This window comes from Ruegeria sp. BC6 (assembly GCF_056539185.1).
In genome coordinates this window covers 325,911-344,772 of the sequence record NZ_JBQFUM010000002.1, presented here as the reverse complement: position 1 = coordinate 344,772, position 18,862 = coordinate 325,911, and the positions used below count along the sequence as shown (strand labels likewise).

The following is an 18,862-nucleotide window of genomic DNA, read 5'->3' as shown; positions in this document are numbered from 1 at the left end:
GCACCCCGACAAGGGCTTTTTGACGCAACTTATTCCGGAGAGTTTGGAGCGGGTAGACGGAATCGAACCGACATAGCCTGCTTGGAAGGCAGGGGCTTTACCATTAAGCTATACCCGCTTGGTGAAGGGCTGAGTAGTCCATGCCCGGGCCGTCGTCAAGAACCGAAATCCACCTACGCATCGCTTTTGCGACTGCCTGCTTGCGGTCAACCATTGCAGACTGCGCGGCCAACCGCCCATCGCTCTGAATTGCACTTGTTTTGGGGTCGCGCACTGGCGCAGCATACGATTGCAGTGCTTGCCGTTCGCGAAAACCTGCCTAGCGTGTGTACCGCCCCAAACGGTTAATGGGGTTGTTAAGTACCTGTAACAATCAGTTCCTAAATCCGTTTCACAAATTCATTCCGACAGCGAGGAATCATCCAATGAAAGACGTTGATCCAGCCACCCTTTCCGCCGACGATTGGGACGAACTGCATTTTCCCCGCCCCGACGAAAACGACTTTGACCGCGTCGTCGAAAGCGCCCTGTCGCGACGCGGCTTTCTGGGCGGAGTGTTGGCCTTCGGGTCGGGCGCTGCGGCCATGGGCAGCGGTCTGCTGGGGTCGACCTCAGCCTACGCACAGACCGCTTCTCGTTTTGCGTTCACTCCGATCGCGGCCCAGACCGATGGCACCGTGCATGTACCCGAGGGGTATGAATGGAAAGTCCTCATGCGCTGGGGCGATCCGCTGTTCTCCGAGGCTGACGGGTATGACATCACCGATGGTGGACCGGTCGAGAACTCGGACAAGGTATTTGGCGAAAACACTGATGGTATGGAAACCTTCTCGTTCCAAGGGCACCAGTTGATTGCCATCAATCACGAGTATCCCAACCGCAAAATCAACCTGCCCGCAGCGCAGGAAGGTGTACCCGCAAACGCGGATGACGTTCGAAAGTTGCAGAACCTGCAGGGTGTGACGGTGATGGAAATTGCCGAAACCCCGGATGGCTGGACCGTGGTCAAGGACAGCCCTTTCAATCGCCGCATTCACCACAACACCCCCATGAAGATCGTGGGGCCGGCAGCTGGCCACGACCTGCTGAAGACCGAGGCCGATCCGACCGGCACAACGTCGCTGGGCACGATGAACAATTGCGGGTCGGGCAAGACACCTTGGGGCACCTACCTGACCTGCGAAGAGAACTTCAACGGCTACTTCGGCTCCAGCAACGAAAGCGCGACATATACTCCAAAGGTCGCGGATGGCTTCAAGCGATACGGCATCAAGGCCGAAAGCTGGAACGGGTACGAGTTGTTCGATCCGCGGTTTGACACCTCGAAGAACCCCAACGAACCACATCGCGTCGGCTGGGTGGTCGAAATCGACCCGACCGATCCCAACAGCACCCCGGTCAAGCATACCGGACTTGGGCGGTTCAAACATGAAAACGCCGCGGTCGAGTTGGCCAAGGATGGTCGCATTGTCGTCTATATGGGCGATGATGAGCGGGGCGAATACCTGTACAAATTCGTCTCGAACGGCGTCTACACCCCCGGCGGGGATACCGAAGGTCTGCTGGATGACGGCACGCTGTATGTTGCCAGATTCAACGACGACATGTCCGGTGAATGGGTGCCGCTGACACCGGAAACCACCGGCATGGACGAAGCCGAGATTCTGATCTTTGCCCGCATCGCGGCGTCTGAGGCCGGTGGAACCACGATGGACCGACCGGAATGGGTTGCAACCAGCCCGGTTCTTGCCGAGGCCTATTGCTGCCTGACCAACAACAAGAACCGTGGCGTCAAACCCAACGCGGGTGGCGATGATACTTCGGTCAATGGCCCCAACCCTCGGGAAACCAACAAATACGGGCAGATTGTTCGCTGGCGGCCAGCCAACCAGGATCATGCAGAAACGGCGTTTCAGTGGGATCTGTACGTCATGGCCGGCAATCCGACAGTGCATTCCGATGCGTATGCCGGGTCCGAGAACGTAAACGAAGGCAACCTGTTCAACTCGCCCGACGGGATGATGATCGACAGCACCGGTGTGGTCTGGATCCAGACCGACGGGAACGACGACAACGAAGGCGATTTTGCAGGCCATGGCAACAACCAGATGCTGGCCGGCGACCCGATCACGGGTGAAATTGTTCGCTTCATGACCGGCCCGAACGGCTGCGAGGTGACCGGTCTGACATGGTCGGCCGACCGCCGGACCATGTTTGTAGGCATCCAGCACCCCGGTGGATCCTGGCCAGATGGGGGCACGCCGCGTTCCTCGATCATCGCGATCAAACGCAAGGATAACGGACTGGTCGGCTGAACCGTCTTACCTCAGCGATCACCCCCGGCGAAGCGTCGGGGGTGACAGCGCTGTTCAGAGTTCTTGGCCCGGCATCGCCAAAGGCCCACCATCGGCTGCAAGGTGACGCTCGGGCAGCCACGGGTTCAGTTCCAGCGCCTCTGCCAGAGCAACGCGGGCTTCTTCCATTCTCTGCAGACCCATGAGGGTCAGAGCACGACCGCTCATCGCTGCGATATGGTTCGGCGACAGTTCCAGCGCGCGGTCCAGATCGGTCAGGGCCGACTCAAAATCCTGCCGCAGGAAATTCACGAATGCGCGCTGGTTGTAGCCCTCGGCATACTCGGGGCAATACGCAATCAAACGATCGAAATCCTGAAGCGCGCCCAACAGATCCCAGGCATTTCGTCTGGACATGCCCTGATCCAATACGGTCTGCGCGGCCTCGTCAGGTGCGTCGGCCCACAGCTCCCACATCTGGTTCGAGATCTCGCGCGCGGCCATCTCGGTCTCGGCCTGCTGGATCTGACCGATAAGTTCACCCAGCCGGGCGGCGTGATCGGGCGCAGGCGGGCAGGTCTCAGCAATTGCCGGGATCCCAACGCCCGCGCTCAGAACTGCGGAAAGAATAAGGTGTCTCATAGTTCAATGGTGACGCGGATCGCCCTTTCGTCAACCCGCGCCATCGATGGCATCGGCCAGCCCGGTCTCTTTCACCGCCTCCATCGCCACGAAGGTTGAGGTGCTGGCCACATGCGGCAGCGACGAAATCTTTTCGGCCAGAACCGCGCGATATTCCGTCATCGACCCGGTCCGCACCTTCAGCAGATAGTCGAAATTCGACGCGATCATATGCGCTTGTTCGATCTCGGGCACTTTGCGGACAGCCGCGTTGAACTCGGCCAGCGCCTTTTCCCGCGTGTCGGTCAGGCGCACCTCGACAAAGGCCACATGGTCCAGCCCTAGGCGGATCGGATCCAGCATGGCGCGATAGCCGGTGATGACCCCCTCGGACTCGAGCCGTTTCAGCCGCGCCTGTGTCGGCGATTTCGACAGCCCGATCCGCCGAGCCAGATCAGCGACCGAGATCCGCCCGTCCTCAGCCACGATGGACAGAATCGCGCGGTCAAACCGGTCCAAACCCGGAAAGTCGTTTCGCATCGCATTTGATCCAAAATTCAGGACATCGGGTGCCAGATATTTCATTTTCGGTCCGTTGTCCCGCAAAATCGCAAGTATACTGCGTGAAAGACCGGAGGACACATGACCCACAGCCTGCGCCACACCATCGATTCCATGACCTACGCGGACCAGACCGCATTGCTGAACTCCCTGACCGATCAGGCCGCCCTGACCCAAGGGGACCGCACCGCCATCTGCGAGGCGGCCGCGCAACTGGTGCGCGACATCCGGTCCAGCACGTCGCCGGGGCTGATGGAAGTGTTTCTGGCGGAATACGGCCTGTCGACCGATGAAGGCATCGCGCTGATGTGTCTGGCCGAGGCACTGTTGCGGGTGCCCGACGCCGAAACCATCGACGCGCTGATCGAAGACAAGATCGCCCCTTCGGATTGGGGCAAGCATCTGGGCCACTCATCGTCGTCGCTTGTCAATGCCTCGACCTGGGCACTTATGCTGACGGGCAAGGTTCTGGACGAGGGCAAGGCCTCGCCGGTCAGTGCCCTGCGCGGCGCCATCAAGCGGCTGGGCGAGCCGGTGATCCGCACTGCGGTGGGCCGCGCGATGAAGGAAATGGGCCGTCAGTTCGTTCTGGGCGAAACCATCCAGTCCGCCATGAAGCGCGCCGCCGGGATGGAGGCCAAGGGCTATACCTATTCCTACGACATGCTGGGCGAGGCCGCCCGCACCGAGGCGGACGCCGCGCGCTATCACCTTTCCTATTCCCGTGCTATCGCGGCGATTGCCGATGCCTGCACGCAGGACGACATCCGCGCCAACCCCGGCATCTCGGTTAAATTGTCGGCGCTGCATCCGCGCTATGAGGTTGCGCAGGAACAGCGCGTGATGGACGAGCTGGTGCCGCGTCTGCGGGCGCTGGCGCTGTTGGCCAAAGCCGCCGGAATGGGCCTGAACGTCGACGCCGAAGAGGCTGACCGCCTGTCGCTGTCGCTGCAGGTGATCGAGGCGGTTCTGTCCGAGCCAGCGCTGGCCGGATGGGACGGGTTCGGCGTGGTGGTTCAGGCCTATGGCCCGCGTGCCGGGCTGGTGCTGGACACGCTTTATGATATGGCCGAGCGGTATGACCGCAAGCTGATGGTCCGTCTGGTCAAAGGCGCCTACTGGGACACCGAGATCAAGCGCGCGCAGGTCGAGGGCGTCGACGGCTTCCCGGTTTTCACCAACAAGGCGGCAACCGACATCTCTTACATCGCCAATGCTCGCAAGCTCTTGGGCATGACCGACCGGATCTATCCGCAATTCGCGACCCACAACGCCCACACGGTCAGCGCTATCCTGCACATGGCCGAGGGTCAACCCTTCGAGTTTCAGCGTCTGCACGGCATGGGTGAAACCCTGCACCAGATCGCCAAGGACCAACACAATACCCGCTGCCGCATCTATGCCCCGGTAGGTGCGCATCGCGACCTGCTGGCCTATCTGGTGCGGCGGCTGCTGGAAAACGGCGCCAACAGCTCGTTCGTCAACCAGATCGTGGACGAAAACGTGGCCCCCGAAGTGGTAGCCGCCGATCCGTTCGAGGCCGTGCGGAAACCTGCACGCCACATTCCAACCGGCCCCGAACTGTTTCAACCTGAACGACCAAACTCGCTAGGGTTCGACCTGCATCACACGCCGACATTGGACCGGATCGATGCCGCCCGCGACGCCTTGCGCGCGCATCACTGGTTCGCGCAGCCCCTTCTGGCCGGTGACGCAGCGCCCGAGGCCGAGGAACCTGTCATCAACCCCGCACTGCCCGAGGACCGGCCAGGCGCGGTCGCCCCGGCCAGCGCCGCGGATGTGGAGCTGGCGCTGGCCGCAGCTGCTCCGTGGCAGGCCCCAGCGGCCGAGCGCAGCCGCATTCTGAATGCCGCCGCCGACCTCTACGAGGAGCATTATGGCGAGCTTTTCGCCCTGTTGGCGCGCGAAGCCGGCAAGTCGCTGCCCGACGCGCTGGCCGAGCTGCGCGAAGCGGTGGACTTCCTCCGCTACTACGCCGCCAACATCCCCGACGCAGACCCGGCCGGGACCTTCACCTGCATCAGCCCGTGGAACTTCCCTCTGGCGATCTTCACGGGGCAAATCTCGGCTGCGCTTGCCGTGGGCAATGCGGTTCTGGCCAAACCCGCGCCGCAGACGCCGCTGATCGCGCACCGGGCAGTGCAGCTGCTGCACGAAGCCGGCGTGCCGCGCGATGCGCTGCAATTGCTGCCGGGCGGGCCATCGGTCGGGGCCGCGCTGACGTCGGATGCGCGCGTCTCGGGCGTGGCCTTCACCGGCTCGACCGCGACGGCGTTGAAAATCCGCGCTGCAATGGCCGAACACATGCGGCCCGGAACACCGCTGATCGCCGAAACCGGCGGGCTGAACGCGATGATCGTGGACAGCACCGCCCTGCCCGAACAAGCCGTGCAATCGATCATCGAAAGCGCCTTCCAGTCGGCGGGACAGCGGTGCTCGGCCCTGCGTTGTCTGTATCTGCAGGACGACATCGCCGACGACGTGCTGACCATGCTCAAGGGCGCGATGGACGCCCTGTCGGTGGGCGACCCGTGGCTGCTCTCGACCGATTGCGGCCCGGTGATCGACGAACAGGCCCGACAGGGCATCGCCGACCACGTCGCCAAGGCCCGCACCGAGGGTCGTGTGTTGAAGGAACTGGCGCTGCCGCCCCAGGGGATCTTCGTCGCGCCCACGCTGATCGAGGTCCCCGGCATCAATGCACTGGAACGCGAGATCTTCGGCCCGGCCCTGCACGTTGCCTGGTTCAAGTCACACGAGATCGACCAGGTGATTGCCGACATCAACGCCACCGGCTATGGCCTGACCTTCGGCCTGCACACCCGCATCGACGACCGGGTGCAGCACGTGACCGAGGCGATCCACGCCGGTAATATTTACGTGAACCGTAACCAGATCGGCGCGATCGTCGGCTCGCAGCCATTCGGCGGTGAAGGCCTGTCCGGCACCGGCCCCAAGGCGGGTGGCCCGAACTATCTGGCTCGTTTTTGCGCCCCGGACCGACAGGTCGTGGCCGCGGAATGGTCCGCCCCAGCCGACCTGCCGGCGCCGATCGGGCAGCCTGCCGCGCCGACGACCCGTTCGATGCCCGGACCGACCGGCGAATCGAACCGGCTGACCGAGTTTCCCCGCGCGCCGTTCCTGTGCCTGGGCCCCGGCCCCGAGGCGTCCAAGGCACAGGCAGACGCCATTCTCGCGCTTGGCGGCACCGCGATTCAGACCGAGGGCGCGCTTGACCTGCACCGGCTTGAGAACCTGCCGGGAATATCGGGGGTTCTGTGGTGGGGCGATGCGGACACCGCGCGTCAGATCGAGCGTCATCTGGCTCGGCGAGGCGGCCCCATCCTGCCGCTGATCCCCGGCTTGCCCGACCGGTCGCGGGTGATGGCCGAGCGCCATGTCTGCGTCGACACCACGGCCGCCGGAGGGAACGCCGCACTTCTGGGCGGTTCGGCATAAGCTGACTTGACGCTGGGCCGGGAAAAGCCCAGCGTCCCCCCATGTTTCCAATTCGAGACCACAACCCTTCGGGCCGCACACCCTATGTCGTCTATGCGCTGATCGCGGCGAATGTCCTGGTTTTCCTCAGCTATGTCGGAATCATGGACGATGCCCGGCTGATCAACCGGTTCTATTTCGACTATGCGATCATCCCCGCCCGCATCAGCGACGGCGTGGCGCTCGAGACGTTGGTGACGTCGATGTTCCTGCATGGCGGCTGGATGCATCTGATCGGCAACATGCTGTTCCTGTGGATCTTCGGCGACAACATGGAAGACGAGATGGGCCACCTGCCCTTCCTGCTGTTCTACATGGTCGCGGGTATCGGCGCCGGGCTGGTCCATATCGTTACGGCTCCCGGGTCGCTGGTACCCACCATCGGCGCGTCCGGCGCAATTGCCGCAGTGATGGGTGGGTACCTGCTGATGTTCCCAAAGGCGCGCGTCGATATCCTGCTAATTCTGATCATCTACTTCCGGGTCTTCACCATCCCGGCCTTCGTGATGCTGGGTGTCTGGCTGGGCATGCAGTTTCTGGGCAGCGTGTCCAGCAATCCTGACGCTGGCGGTGTGGCCTATTGGGCGCATACGGGCGGTTTCGTGATCGGTTTGGTTCTGTGTATCCCGATGTGGCTGAAACGTGGCGGACCAGCTTATTGGAACCGCACCCATGGTCACCCGCCGCATCCCGAACACCGCTACAAGCTCAGCCAGTCCCGCATACCAAGAGTGCCGCGCCGATGAGCCAAATGACCGCCACCTGCCATTGCGGCGCCGTGAAGATCGAGGCCGAGTTCCCCGGTGGCCTGTCCACGGCTGCCCGATGCGACTGTTCCTTCTGCATCCGCCGCGGGGCCGCCGCCGTGACCGCCATAACCGAGAGCCTGCGCATTCTTGAAGGCGCCGAGAACCTGAGCCTCTACACGTGGGGAAAGCATACGGCGAAACACTATTTCTGCAAGACCTGCGGGATATACGTTTATCACCAAAGACGCTCGGATCCGGCAGAGTGCGGCGTCAACCTTGGCTGCATTGAGGGCGCAAACCCCAGAACCCACGGGCCGATTCCCTGGAATGACGGGGTCAATCACCCCTCTGATCGATCTGACTGATCCGGAGTTTGACCACCGCTCAGCCGCGTGATCTCTTGCGCAGCCTGAACGACATAGGCGGCAAGCTCGGGTGCCCGGTCCGGACTGAATCGCGCGGTCGGCCCCGAGACAGAGATTCCGGCGCAAGGTTCCTGCTTGTCGTTGAAGATCGCGGCTCCGATGCAGGACATGCCCGCGTGACGCTCCTCTCGATCATAAGACCATCCACGCAGCCGCGTTTCGGTCAGATCCTCGCGCAAGGTATCCAACGTGGCGCAGGTGTTGGGCGTAAAAGGCACAAGCTGGGTGTCCGCCAACACCTTGGCCCGGGATGCCTCGGTCATAGCCGCCAGGATCGCTTTTCCCGTTCCCGAGGCATACATCGGCGTACGAGCGCCCGGCGGAAAGAACGCCCGGATCGGGTTCGATGTCTCGACTTGACCGACAAACACCACTTCCGACCCGTCGGGAACTGCCAGGTTCGCAGTCTCTCCGCTGTCCTGCATCAGGCGTCTAAGAACTGACCGGCCGATCTCGACAACGCTGTTGTGCCGCAGAAACGAAGCGCCTGTGCGATAGGCTTCGACTCCGATCATCCATTCCTGACGTTCTTCGCTGAAGCTGACGAACCCATGCTTTTGCAAGGTCGTCAGGATGCGATGCGTGGTTGCAGTAGGCACGTCGATCTCACGCGCGAGGTCGCTGAGCGCGGTGCGTTCAAGCCGTGCGACCGTGGTCAGGACCCCCAGCGCACGGTCCAACGCCTGCATGGTTCCGGCCGAGCTTTCCTTGAACAACGACTTGGGCCGTCCGCGCGGCCGCTTCTGGGCTGACATTGTGATTCTCCCTCATTTTGGCCGAACGGCCGTCTGGCTTTCTCAGCTGATCACAAACACTCAGCGAAATGAGAAAGTGAATATCCTGCATTTATGGCAGGTTACGCATTTTAACAAAATAATGAAAATATTTTTCAAGAAAATTGCATCACCGCCGACGCGGAGACAGACTTGGGGCAAAGCGGAGGACATGATGATGTCAAAACAGAACCCGGTCTTCATTCCCGGCCCGACGAATATCCCGGATCGCCTCCTGCGCGCGATGCAGGTCCAGACCATTGACCACCGCGCGCCGGATTTCGTTCAGGCCTTTGATCCGGTACTCGAGGGCCTCAAGCAGGTCTTCCGGTCGACCACGGGTCAGATTGTGACCTTTCCATCCAGCGGCACGGGTGGGTGGGAAGCTGCGATCAGCAACACACTGAGCCCGGGCGACAAGGTTCTTGTGGCCCGCCATGGCGTATTCAGCCATCGCTGGATCGACCTTTGCCAACGGCATGGGCTGGATGTGCAAGTCATCGATTGCCCTTGGGGCAGCGGAGCACCTGCCGATCGGTTTCAGTCGATCCTCGCCGACGACCGGAACCACGACATCCGGGCGGTTCTGGTGACGCACAATGAAACGGCCACCGGTGTGCGCTCGGATATCCAGTCGGTCCGATCAGCGATGGATGCCTCGGCGCACCCTGCCCTGCTGATGGTCGATTGCGTCAGTTCGCTGGCCTCGATGCCGTTCGAATTCGATGGCTGGGGCGTCGATATTGCGGTTTCGGGGTCGCAAAAGGGGTTCATGCTGGCCGCTGGAATGGCAATCCTGTGCGTCAGCCCCAAGGCGCTGGCGGCGATGGACGGTGCGCGGCTGCCCCGCACCTATTTCGACTTTCGGGACATGTTGAACGCCAATGCCTCGGGCGGGTTTCCATACACGCCGCCGTTGCAGTTGATCTGCGGGCTGCAGGAAAGCCTGTCCATTCTGTTTGACGAAGGCCTGGACAACGTCTACGCCCGTCACTTCCGTCTGGCTGAAGGCGTGCGTCGGGCCGTCGACGCGTGGGGATTGAACCTGGTCGCTCAATCGCCGGACCTCTACTCGGACACTGTCAGCGCAGTCTATGTACCCGATGGGTTCGACAGCAATGTCCTGACTAACCATACCTATGACACCTATGGAGTGTCCTTCGGGATCGGCCTGGGCCAATTGAACGGCAAGGCGTTTCGCATCGGGCACCTTGGCAGCCTGACGGACGTCATGGTTCTGTCCGGCCTCGCCACGATCGAGATGGCGATGGCCGATCTGAACTACCCGATACAACTGGGCAGCGGCGTGGCGGCAGCGCAGGAATACTTCCGTGCAAACGGCACCAACCGCTCGCGCGCTGCGGCTTGAGGAGATCGGTATGTTGGACACTCTTTCGGCTGCAGAGCTGACGATCGACGACATGCGCGCAGCGCATGAACGGATCAAACCACATATCCGGCGTACACCCGTTCAGTCGTCGGAGTATCTGAACGCACAAACCGGCGCACGGCTCTTTTTCAAGTGCGAGAACCTGCAGGAGGCCGGAGCCTTCAAGGTCCGCGGCGCCTGCAATGCGGTATTTGGACTGCCCGACGAGATCGCCGGCAAGGGCGTCTGCACCCACTCCAGCGGGAATCATGCACTGTCCCTGTCATATGCGGCCGGTCGGCGCGGCATTCCCTGCAACGTCGTCATGCCGCGCACCGCACCTCAGGCCAAAAAGGACGCGGTCCGCAGGTTTGGCGGCACGATCACCGAATGTGAGCCATCGACGTCATCGCGCGAAGCGACCTTTGCCCAGGTGCAGGCCAAAACGGGTGGCGAATTCGTGCACCCCTACAACGATACGCGTGTCATAGCAGGACAGGCCACGTGCTCGGCCGAGATGCTGGAACAAACAGGTGGGCTTGATGCCGTTATCGCTCCGATCGGCGGCGGCGGTATGGTGTCCGGCACGTGCCTGACAGTATCAAATCTGGCCCCTGATGTCGCGATCTATGCCGCGGAACCTCAGCAGGCTGATGACGCATACCGATCTTTCAAAGCCGGTCGGATCATCGCCGACGACGCACCCAAGACGGTGGCCGACGGCCTGCTGGTTCCGCTCAAGGAAAACACTTGGCACTTCGTGTCGCGGAACGTTGCCGACATCTTCACGGCCTCCGAAGACGAAATCGTGGCGGCCATGAAACTGGCCTGGAAACACCTGCGACTGGTGATTGAGCCATCTTCGGCCGTTCCGTTGGCAACCATTCTCAACAACCCCGAGGTTTTTCGAGGCAAACGCGTCGGCGTGATCCTGACCGGCGGCAATGTGGATTTGGACAAGCTGCCCTGGCTGGCCGGGCAAGGAGGAGAAGGATGAACAGACCCGTGAACATCGATCAATTGGACGTCGGCTTCGACATCCCCGCAGCAATCGGCATGGATGAGAGCGAAATCCAGACTCCTTGCCTGATACTGGACCTCGACGCGCTGGAGCGGAACATCCGCAAAATGGGCGACTACGCCAAAGCGCACGGCATGCGCCATCGGGTGCATGGCAAGATGCACAAGTCTGTGGACGTCGCGCGCCTGCAGGAAAAACTGGGCGGCGCAGTTGGTGTGTGCTGTCAGAAGGTCTCGGAGGCCGAGGTTTTTGCGCGTGGCGGGATCAAGGATATCCTTGTGTCCAACCAGGTGCGCGATCCGGCCAAAATTGACCGCTTGGCTCGGTTGCCGCAGCTGGGCGCGCGAACACTGGTCTGCGTGGACGACATCGAGAATGTGCCCGAGCTGTCCTCTGCGGCGCAGACCCACGGAACGCAGCTGGAGATCCTGGTCGAGATCGACTGCGGCGCGGGGCGCTGTGGCGTGACCAGTACGGCTGACGTCATTGCCATTGCCCGCGCAGTTGAGGCGGCACCGAACCTGAAGTTCACCGGCCTCCAAGCCTATCAGGGCGCGATGCAACATCTCGACAGCTATGACGCGCGAAAGGAAAAACTGGATGCAGCAATCGCCATGGTGCGGGACGCCGTCGACGGGTTGAAGGCGGACGGGATTGAGTGCGAACTGGTTTCGGGTGGTGGGACGGGATCCTATTACTTCGAAAGCAATTCGGGCGTTTACAACGAATTGCAGTGCGGGTCCTACGCGTTCATGGATGCCGACTATGGGCGGATTCTGGACCGGAATGGCCAAAGGATCGATCGGGGCGAATGGGAAAACGCCTTGTTCATACTCACCAGCGTCATGAGCCACGCCAAACCGGACAAGGCGATCTGTGACGCAGGGCTCAAGGCACAGTCGATCGACAGCGGTTTGCCGGTGATTTTTGGCCGCGATGATGTCGAATACCTGAAATGTTCGGACGAACACGGTGTGATCGGCGACCCCAACGGCGTGTTGCGGGTGAACGACAAGTTGCGTCTGGTCCCCGGGCACTGCGATCCGACCTGCAACGTGCACGACTGGTATGTCGGCGTGCGCAACGGAAGGGTCGAGACCCTGTGGCCGGTCTCTGCTCGCGGCAAGGCGTTTTGATCATGAGGGACGAGATGAACGCTGGAACCAATCTGATACAAATCGTTGGCGAAGACCTCTGCCGGCAATTGGTCAACCGCGGGCTGGCGTTTGACGCAATCCAAGACGTGTTCTCAGCGATGGCACGCGACGGAGCGCGCAACTTCCCCGTCATCCGCGAAGGGCTGGGTCATGCCGGCGCCGTATATGGGTTCAAATCCGGCTTTGACGCCGAAGCGCTGGTTCTGGGCGTCAAATCTGGCGGCTATTGGCCGGGTAACGCCGATCGCGGGCTGACCAACCACCAATCCACCGTCATCCTGTTCGATCCCGATACCGGACAGCCTTCCGCGCTGGTCGGTGGAAACTATCTTACGGCTATCCGCACGGCTGCGTCCTCTGCAGTGTCGATCGCGCACCTGGCCCGTAAGGACGCCAAGGTGCTTGGCATGGTCGGCGCGGGCCATCAATCGGCCTTTCAGTTGCGCGCCGCCGCCGAGCAGCGCGACTTTGAAAAGGTGGTGGCATGGAATCCCCATCCCGAAATGCTTCCGAAACTGGCCGCTGTCGCGCAGGACATCGGGCTGGATTTCGAATCCGTCTCGCAGCGGGAACTGGGGGCACAGGCCGACGTTATCATCACGATCACATCGGCGTTCGAACCGTTGTTGATGCGGGACTGGATCAATCCCGGAACGCATCTGGCCTGCATGGGCACCGACACGAAGGGCAAGATGGAAGTCGACCCCGAACTGGTTGCTTCGGCTCAGGTCTTCACCGACGAGGTTGCCCAGTCCGTCACCATCGGTGAGGCGCAACATGCCGTGGCTTCGGGCGCGCTGGATCCTGACGCCATCACGCCGATTGGAGCGGTGATCAATGGCGATCATCTCGGCCGGACAAAGGTTGATCAGATCACCCTGTTCGATGGGACCGGGGTCGGGTTGCAGGACCTGGCCGTGGCATCCGTGGCCGCGCGGCTGGCTTCCGAGGTCGGTTTGGCGAGTACTGTACGCCTTTGAAACAAAACGCGCGGCCAATTCGGCCGCGCGATCTTAGAAATTGGTTATGGTCGTTTCCGGCCGCCGTATTGACGGATCAGCCGCGGATCACCTTGGCGAACTGGTCGAAAATCGGTTCGTTGGCGCAGATGACTTCCCCGTCGGACAGAATGCTGCCTTCGGGGTTCAACGGTTGAACGAACCCACCCGCCTCTTTCACGATGATGATGCCAGCGGCCAGATCCCAGGCGTTCAGGCGACGCTCCCAGAAGCCTTCGTAGCGGCCAGCGGCAACATAGGCCATATCCAGCGCAGCTGCACCCCAGCGGCGCACACCCGCGCAGGCAGGCATCAGACGGGCCAGGTCCTGCAACGTGGCAGGCAGGTCCGAGCGGCCACCAAACGGCAAACCGGTCGAGAAGATCGATTCGATCATCCGGCTGCGGCTCGACACGCGGATACGCATGTCGTTCATCCAGGCACCCTCGCCCTTTTCGGCAAAGAACATCTCGTCCTTCGCAGGATCGTAGATGACGCCCGCGACGATCTTGCCCTTGTGTTCAAGGGCGATCGAAACCGCCCAGTGCGGCAGCCCGTGCAGGAAATTGGTCGTCCCGTCCAGAGGGTCAACGATCCAACGCCGGGTCGGGTCTTCGCCCTCGATCACACCACCTTCTTCAGCCAGCCAACCGTAGGTGGGACGCGCGCCCAGAAGTTCTTCTTTCAGAATGTTCTCGGCTGCAATGTCGGCCTTCGAGACGAAATCGCCCGCGCCCTTCATCGACACCTGCAGGTTCTCGACTTCGCGAAAGTCTTTTACCAGCGATCGACCCGCTTTGCGCGCGGCCTTGATCATGATGTTGAGATTTGCACTGCCAACCATAGTTCCGAGGCTCCTGTCCGGTCAAACCGCGCGTATACTGGCGCAACGCCCCCTTGCCAAGAGGAATGATGCGCATAGCAGCATGCCGTTTCCCGCGTGGCCAAAACCTTATTGCTGCTGCAGCTTGCGCGCCTCTAGGCTGGCCAGCTTGACCAATTCCTGCACAAAGGGTTTTTCCATGTCCTCGGTGCGCACTGCGGCATACAGCCGACGCGTGATGCCATCCTTGGTCAGCGGGCGGGTCACATAGTCCGAGTTGTACTTGACCTCGCGCACCACCCAGTCGGGCAGAACGGATATTCCACGGTTTGACGCCACAAGCAGCAGGATCACGGCGGTCAACTCGACTTGCCGGATCGCAGCAGGCTCAACGCGGGCCGGGATGAGAAGCTGGCTGAAGATATCAAGCCTCGTGCGTTCGACCGGATAGGTGATCAGCGTTTGACCGCGAAAATCCTCGGCCTCGATATACGCTTTCTCGGCAAGGGGGTGGGTCGAGGCGGCGACAAAGACAGGATTGTAGTCAAACAGCTCGATGAACTCGACGCCCGGCAGGTCTTCGGGGTCCGAGGAGACGACCAGATCAACCTCCTCCTTCTGCAGCGCGGGCAGCGCGTCAAAGGCCAGACCCGGCCGGATATCGACATCGACATCAGGCCACGACTTGCGGAAAGCCTCGAGCACCGGGAACAGCCACTCGAAACAGGCGTGGCACTCGATCGCGATGTGCATCCGTCCCGTGCGCCCATCGCGCAGCGAGGAAAACTCCTCCTGCATCGCTTCGACCTGCGGCAGAATCTGTTCGGCCAGTCGCAACAAGCGCAACCCCGCGGCCGACAACTTCATCGGTTTCGACCGGCGCAGGAACAGCTCGACGCCGGCCTGATCCTCCAGCCCTTTGATCTGATGACTGAGCGCCGACTGCGTGATGTTCAGTTGATCCGCCGCACGGGCCAACCCACCACATTCATGGATGGCTTTGATCGTGCGCAGGTGTCGAAATTCGATATGCATCTTTCGCGTCGTTCATGTTGTTCTTGAATAATATGAGTTTGTCTCACAAAGAACTCCATGGCACAAGAGCCGCAACACAACCTGCGAGACTGCCATGACCCAGCCCGAGATTTCCTTCGAATTCTTTCCGCCTCAGACGCTCGAAGCGTCGTTTCGCCTGTGGGATACGGTCCAGACACTGGCGCCACTGGCACCCCGTTTTGTCTCGGTCACATATGGAGCGGGGGGCACCACCCGTGAATTGACCCGCGATGCGGTGGCGACGTTGCACAAATCCTCGGGATTGAAAGTCGCGGCCCATCTTACATGTGTCGACGCCTCACGCGGCGAGACCTTGGCCATAGCCGACAGCTTTGCCGCGGCCGGCGTCACTGACATCGTTGCGTTGCGCGGCGACCCACCCAAGGGGCAGGAACGGTTCGTCCCGCATCCCGATGGGTTCGCCCACTCGGTCGAATTGATCGCAGCACTGGCGGAAACCGGCAGTTTCACCATCCGCGTCGGTGCCTATCCCGACATTCACCCGGAAGCGCCACACGCACAGGCTGACATCGACTGGTTGAAAGCCAAGTTGGACGCCGGCGCAGACGAGGCTTTGACGCAATTCTTCTTCGAGGCCGAAACCTTTTTGCGCTTTCGCGATGCCTGCGCCAAGGCCGGGATCAACAAGCCGATCGTTCCTGGCATCCTGCCAATCGAGAACTGGGCCGGTGCCAAGAAATTTGCCAAACGCTGTGGCGCGCAGGTGCCGGACTGGGTCGATCAGGCCTTTGACAAAGCAATCCGTGACAACCGGCACGATCTGTTGGCCACCGCGCTGTGCACCGAGCTGTGTTCGGACCTGATCGACGAAGGCGTGGACAAGCTGCATTTTTATACGCTGAACCGCCCCGAACTGACCCGCGATGTATGTTTTGCCCTAGGGATTACGCCCAAAGCCGATCTGCAAAACGTCGCCTGACTGTTCCTTGCATTTGCACAGGCCAAAGGGGGATTGCCCCCTGCGGCCCGCTGCAAGGTGCGAACAATTCCCCCTGCAACGGCGCACTGTCCTCGCCAAGCCCACCAATTCACAGGATAATTTGACAGAAGCTCAAGGCTCCGGACAATAGGAGCCAGTTGTTTTATCGAGTGATTTTGGTATGGAGCCAGTCGAGAAAATTCAGGCTCGCGTAGAAGCACTGCACGTCTTGGGCCTTGATCAGACCGCCACCGCATCGGACATCCGGAATGCGTGGCGTGACATCGCCTTTCATGCACATCCCGACCATACAGGCGGCGACTGCAATCAGTTTGCGCGGGCGAAGTCGGCCTATGACTATCTGCGCAAAAACGGGTTGGCAGGAAAAGGCGCCGGGCCGGCCCAACCGCGACGCCCGAAACTCAGAAAGCGTATCATCGAGCTGGACGAGAAGGATATTTCCGCCTGCCTGAAGCTGCTCGATCCAAGTCGCGCCCTATCCTTTGGCGAGACCAGCGCGGAAGATTGCCCGCTATCGACGCGCAATTCGGACCATGTACCAGAGGCGATCGGATGCTATGGCCGCGACCTGACCTATTTCGTTGCGACGCCGGTTTGCGAAGGTGAAAACCGCGTTGCCCTGCCGACATCCGTTCTGGCCGGCTTTCGGACCGTCGAAACCGAAATACTGTCCTTCCAGGCCAAGAATGGCGGAGCGGGCGAGGTCGTTGTTCCCGACACCATTCGAGAACGCAAGTTTCCCGGGGCGCGCAGCGTCAGGATCCGGTTCGAGGCGGATCAGGCCACTCGGGAACAGTTCTGGCAGGCTTGTTGAAAACCCAGCATTGAAAAAGGCCCGGCGGGTCTGCCGGGCCTGCAACGCGCGTCACGTCAGTTCGCGATCGGGCCTTCGGACGTGAATTTCGGGATCACGTTGGTCGAGGCGTCATTGCCTTCGAGCCCAGGCCAGTTTCCCTCAGCAAGGTTGATGTTGCCCGGGACGTCTTCTTCCCAAAAACCGACCACGACATCGGTGATGTTCAAATACAGCTTGTCGTCAACGATCCGCCACAGGTTGGGGTTGCCGGGAACCTTGCCACCCTTGGACACGCCATAGGCGCAATGGCCATCATATTGCGGCGCATAGAACGCGGGGTTTTCAAGGAACTTCGCGCGGTTTTCTTCGCTCGCGAAAGCCCAGGTCGCCCCGTTGTATTCCGCAGTGATGTCCGACCGTCCGCGCACGCCTTCGGGCTGCGACTGTCCGATCGGTGATTGAGCAAGCCCACGATAGGCCACCACATCATATCCGGACACGGCGAAGCCGGTCCCATCGACATATTGCGGGCCGGCAAAGGCGGGCACGGCCAACGCCATTGCAGCAGCAAAGGTCAGAGCAAATCTGTTCATGTTTCATGTCCTCGTGTCTTGACGGGTTGCAGGGCCAGAGTGGCTGTCTGCTGAGACAATAGGCAATTCCCTCCGTCGGCGAAGACCCGTTAACGCCGCTGTGACCATTGACGAGCAAACGTGAGCAGTCTTGCCGCAATTGTTACAGAACAGCCGCCACGTCGGGGGTTGGCGTTCTTGTTCTGCAACACTAACTCTTGTCGGGCCGGGCGCGGCTCGGCTCTGGGACGAAAGGCAGAAGATGAGCGACACCACCACATACACCCCACCAAAAGTCTGGACATGGGATAGTGAAAGCGGAGGGCGTTTCGCAAATATCAATCGCCCCATCGCAGGGGCGACCCATGACAAGGAATTGCCCGTCGGCAAACATCCTTTGCAGTTGTATTCGCTTGCAACGCCCAACGGGGTGAAAGTGACGGTCATGCTGGAAGAGCTTTTGGCCCTGGGTCACGCGGGCGCGGAATATGATGCATGGCTGATCAATATCGGTGACGGCGATCAGTTCGGCTCGGATTTTGTCGCGATCAACCCGAACTCGAAAATCCCCGCTCTGATGGACCGATCGGGCGAAACGCCGATACGGGTGTTTGAAAGCGGCTCCATCCTTGTCCATCTGGCCGAAAAATTCGGTGCATTCCTGCCCGAAGCCGGTCCCGAGCGCACCGAAGTGATGAACTGGCTTTTCTGGCAGATGGGCAGCGCGCCTTATCTGGGTGGTGGGTTCGGGCATTTCTACGCTTATGCGCCAGAGAAATGGGAATACCCGATCAACCGCTTTGCGATGGAAACCAAACGCCAGCTGGATGTTCTGGACCGCGAACTTGCGGACAAAGCTTTTATCGCTGGCTCGGACTACTCGATCGCCGACATGGCGATCTGGCCGTGGTATGGGCAACTGGTTCTGGGTCGTTTGTACGACGCGGCCGAATTCCTTGATGTCGCGTCCTACAAGAACGTCATGCGATGGGCGCAAGAGATTGACGCGCGGCCGGCCGTGAAGCGAGGCCGCATGGTCAACCGCGCCTTCGGAGAGTTGCACACCCAACTGCGCGAACGGCATGATGCGAGCGACTTCGAAACCCGTACGCAGGACAAGCTGGAAACAGCAGCCGAATAACTTTGTTCATTTGGCGCGGGGAGCAA

The 18,862-nt window shown here is 61.0% G+C and carries 17 protein-coding genes and 1 tRNA gene; 11 read left to right on the top strand and 7 right to left on the bottom strand.

The window, feature by feature from the left end; genetic code table 11:
- Window positions 1–44: 44 nt before the first annotated feature.
- Window positions 45–118 (bottom strand) — tRNA-Gly (locus tag ACR0MM_RS09155).
- 307 nt (window positions 119–425) lie between these two features.
- On the opposite strand from ACR0MM_RS09155, the gene ACR0MM_RS09150 reads away from it, so the two are divergent.
- Window positions 426–2,315, top strand: coding sequence for a PhoX family protein (locus ACR0MM_RS09150; RefSeq protein ID WP_170450862.1), 1,890 nt, complete (start codon window positions 426–428; stop codon window positions 2,313–2,315).
- Window positions 2,316–2,369: 54 nt separating this feature from the next.
- On the opposite strand, the gene ACR0MM_RS09145 is transcribed toward ACR0MM_RS09150, so the two are convergent.
- Window positions 2,370–2,936 (bottom strand): tetratricopeptide repeat protein, encoded by a 567-nt coding sequence (locus tag ACR0MM_RS09145; protein WP_170440643.1) that lies wholly within the window; start codon window positions 2,934–2,936, stop codon window positions 2,370–2,372.
- A 30-nt stretch (window positions 2,937–2,966) separates the two neighbouring features.
- Window positions 2,967–3,455: an Lrp/AsnC family transcriptional regulator gene (locus ACR0MM_RS09140; RefSeq protein WP_170357186.1), complete on the bottom strand. Its 489-nt coding sequence runs from the start codon at window positions 3,453–3,455 to the stop codon at window positions 2,967–2,969.
- A 102-nt stretch (window positions 3,456–3,557) separates the two neighbouring features.
- Here ACR0MM_RS09140 and putA point away from each other — a divergent pair, with 102 nt between their 5' ends.
- From putA to ACR0MM_RS09125, 3 genes are read left to right on the top strand one after another with little or no spacing between them, the layout of a single operon-like run.
- A complete protein-coding gene (gene putA, locus ACR0MM_RS09135) occupies window positions 3,558–6,956 on the top strand; it encodes a bifunctional proline dehydrogenase/L-glutamate gamma-semialdehyde dehydrogenase PutA (RefSeq protein WP_480695737.1) in 3,399 nt (1,132 codons plus the stop codon).
- A 41-nt stretch (window positions 6,957–6,997) separates the two neighbouring features.
- Window positions 6,998–7,741, top strand: a complete 744-nt coding sequence (locus ACR0MM_RS09130) for a rhomboid family intramembrane serine protease (protein WP_480695736.1) — start codon at window positions 6,998–7,000, stop codon at window positions 7,739–7,741.
- The gene (locus ACR0MM_RS09125) at window positions 7,738–8,109 is read left to right on the top strand and encodes a GFA family protein (RefSeq protein WP_480695734.1); all 372 of its coding nucleotides are present in this window, start codon (window positions 7,738–7,740) and stop codon (window positions 8,107–8,109) included. The genes ACR0MM_RS09130 and ACR0MM_RS09125 overlap by 4 nt, the downstream gene beginning before the upstream one ends.
- On the opposite strand, the gene ACR0MM_RS09120 is transcribed toward ACR0MM_RS09125, so the two are convergent.
- A complete protein-coding gene (locus tag ACR0MM_RS09120; RefSeq protein ID WP_480695732.1) occupies window positions 8,085–8,924 on the bottom strand; it encodes an IclR family transcriptional regulator in 840 nt (279 codons plus the stop codon). The genes ACR0MM_RS09125 and ACR0MM_RS09120 overlap by 25 nt on opposite strands.
- Before the next feature lie 196 nt (window positions 8,925–9,120).
- Here ACR0MM_RS09120 and bhcA point away from each other — a divergent pair, with 196 nt between their 5' ends.
- Genes bhcA through bhcD form a run of 4 tightly spaced genes read left to right on the top strand, consistent with a single transcriptional unit; the run spans window position 9,121 to window position 13,469 of the window.
- Complete coding sequence (bhcA, locus tag ACR0MM_RS09115) at window positions 9,121–10,311, top strand: L-aspartate--glyoxylate aminotransferase BhcA (protein WP_480695730.1); 1,191 nt, start codon at window positions 9,121–9,123, stop codon at window positions 10,309–10,311.
- Between the two features lie 10 nt (window positions 10,312–10,321).
- A complete protein-coding gene (gene bhcB / locus ACR0MM_RS09110; protein WP_480695728.1) occupies window positions 10,322–11,308 on the top strand; it encodes a beta-hydroxyaspartate dehydratase BhcB in 987 nt (328 codons plus the stop codon).
- Window positions 11,305–12,468, top strand: a complete 1,164-nt coding sequence (gene bhcC, locus ACR0MM_RS09105) for a 3-hydroxy-D-aspartate aldolase BhcC (protein ID WP_170527781.1) — start codon at window positions 11,305–11,307, stop codon at window positions 12,466–12,468. Before bhcB ends, bhcC begins: the two co-directional genes overlap by 4 nt.
- Window positions 12,469–12,482: 14 nt before the next feature.
- On the top strand, window positions 12,483–13,469 hold the full coding sequence (bhcD, locus tag ACR0MM_RS09100; RefSeq protein WP_170454447.1) for an iminosuccinate reductase BhcD: 987 nt from the start codon (window positions 12,483–12,485) through the stop codon (window positions 13,467–13,469).
- 76 nt (window positions 13,470–13,545) lie between these two features.
- On the opposite strand, the gene ACR0MM_RS09095 is transcribed toward bhcD, so the two are convergent.
- Window positions 13,546–14,331, bottom strand: coding sequence for an inositol monophosphatase family protein (locus ACR0MM_RS09095; RefSeq protein ID WP_170340678.1), 786 nt, complete (start codon window positions 14,329–14,331; stop codon window positions 13,546–13,548).
- A gap of 108 nt (window positions 14,332–14,439) precedes the next feature.
- On the bottom strand, window positions 14,440–15,345 hold the full coding sequence (locus tag ACR0MM_RS09090; protein ID WP_170340674.1) for a LysR family transcriptional regulator: 906 nt from the start codon (window positions 15,343–15,345) through the stop codon (window positions 14,440–14,442).
- Window positions 15,346–15,439: 94 nt separating this feature from the next.
- On the opposite strand from ACR0MM_RS09090, the gene metF reads away from it, so the two are divergent.
- Together metF and ACR0MM_RS09080 are read left to right on the top strand one after the other, a co-directional pair.
- Complete coding sequence (metF, locus tag ACR0MM_RS09085; protein WP_480695724.1) at window positions 15,440–16,306, top strand: methylenetetrahydrofolate reductase [NAD(P)H]; 867 nt, start codon at window positions 15,440–15,442, stop codon at window positions 16,304–16,306.
- Window positions 16,307–16,487: 181 nt separating this feature from the next.
- Window positions 16,488–17,141, top strand: a complete 654-nt coding sequence (locus tag ACR0MM_RS09080; protein ID WP_480695722.1) for a DnaJ domain-containing protein — start codon at window positions 16,488–16,490, stop codon at window positions 17,139–17,141.
- Window positions 17,142–17,197: 56 nt separating this feature from the next.
- On the opposite strand, the gene ACR0MM_RS09075 is transcribed toward ACR0MM_RS09080, so the two are convergent.
- Window positions 17,198–17,716, bottom strand: a complete 519-nt coding sequence (locus ACR0MM_RS09075) for a YHS domain-containing (seleno)protein (protein WP_170340669.1) — start codon at window positions 17,714–17,716, stop codon at window positions 17,198–17,200.
- 241 nt (window positions 17,717–17,957) lie between these two features.
- On the opposite strand from ACR0MM_RS09075, the gene yghU reads away from it, so the two are divergent.
- The gene (yghU, locus tag ACR0MM_RS09070) at window positions 17,958–18,836 is read left to right on the top strand and encodes a glutathione-dependent disulfide-bond oxidoreductase (RefSeq protein ID WP_480695720.1); all 879 of its coding nucleotides are present in this window, start codon (window positions 17,958–17,960) and stop codon (window positions 18,834–18,836) included.
- The last annotated feature ends 26 nt before the right edge of the window (window positions 18,837–18,862 follow it).

What these genes read in the sequence shown, in the direction of transcription:
- yghU (WP_480695720.1), top strand. Translation starts at nt 17,958, where the DNA reads ATGAGCGACACCACCACATACACCCCACCAAAAGTCTGGACATGGGAT.
- ACR0MM_RS09150 (WP_170450862.1), top strand. Translation starts at nt 426, where the DNA reads ATGAAAGACGTTGATCCAGCCACCCTTTCCGCCGACGATTGGGACGAA.
- metF (WP_480695724.1), top strand. Translation starts at nt 15,440, where the DNA reads ATGACCCAGCCCGAGATTTCCTTCGAATTCTTTCCGCCTCAGACGCTC.
- ACR0MM_RS09080 (WP_480695722.1), top strand. Translation starts at nt 16,488, where the DNA reads ATGGAGCCAGTCGAGAAAATTCAGGCTCGCGTAGAAGCACTGCACGTC.
- bhcB (WP_480695728.1), top strand. Translation starts at nt 10,322, where the DNA reads ATGTTGGACACTCTTTCGGCTGCAGAGCTGACGATCGACGACATGCGC.
- ACR0MM_RS09140 (WP_170357186.1), bottom strand. Translation starts at nt 3,455, where the DNA reads ATGCGAAACGACTTTCCGGGTTTGGACCGGTTTGACCGCGCGATTCTG.
- bhcD (WP_170454447.1), top strand. Translation starts at nt 12,483, where the DNA reads ATGAACGCTGGAACCAATCTGATACAAATCGTTGGCGAAGACCTCTGC.
- ACR0MM_RS09125 (WP_480695734.1), top strand. Translation starts at nt 7,738, where the DNA reads ATGAGCCAAATGACCGCCACCTGCCATTGCGGCGCCGTGAAGATCGAG.
- ACR0MM_RS09145 (WP_170440643.1), bottom strand. Translation starts at nt 2,936, where the DNA reads ATGAGACACCTTATTCTTTCCGCAGTTCTGAGCGCGGGCGTTGGGATC.
- ACR0MM_RS09095 (WP_170340678.1), bottom strand. Translation starts at nt 14,331, where the DNA reads ATGGTTGGCAGTGCAAATCTCAACATCATGATCAAGGCCGCGCGCAAA.
- putA (WP_480695737.1), top strand. Translation starts at nt 3,558, where the DNA reads ATGACCCACAGCCTGCGCCACACCATCGATTCCATGACCTACGCGGAC.
- ACR0MM_RS09120 (WP_480695732.1), bottom strand. Translation starts at nt 8,924, where the DNA reads ATGTCAGCCCAGAAGCGGCCGCGCGGACGGCCCAAGTCGTTGTTCAAG.
- bhcC (WP_170527781.1), top strand. Translation starts at nt 11,305, where the DNA reads ATGAACAGACCCGTGAACATCGATCAATTGGACGTCGGCTTCGACATC.
- ACR0MM_RS09090 (WP_170340674.1), bottom strand. Translation starts at nt 15,345, where the DNA reads ATGCATATCGAATTTCGACACCTGCGCACGATCAAAGCCATCCATGAA.
- ACR0MM_RS09130 (WP_480695736.1), top strand. Translation starts at nt 6,998, where the DNA reads ATGTTTCCAATTCGAGACCACAACCCTTCGGGCCGCACACCCTATGTC.
- bhcA (WP_480695730.1), top strand. Translation starts at nt 9,121, where the DNA reads ATGTCAAAACAGAACCCGGTCTTCATTCCCGGCCCGACGAATATCCCG.
- ACR0MM_RS09075 (WP_170340669.1), bottom strand. Translation starts at nt 17,716, where the DNA reads ATGAACAGATTTGCTCTGACCTTTGCTGCTGCAATGGCGTTGGCCGTG.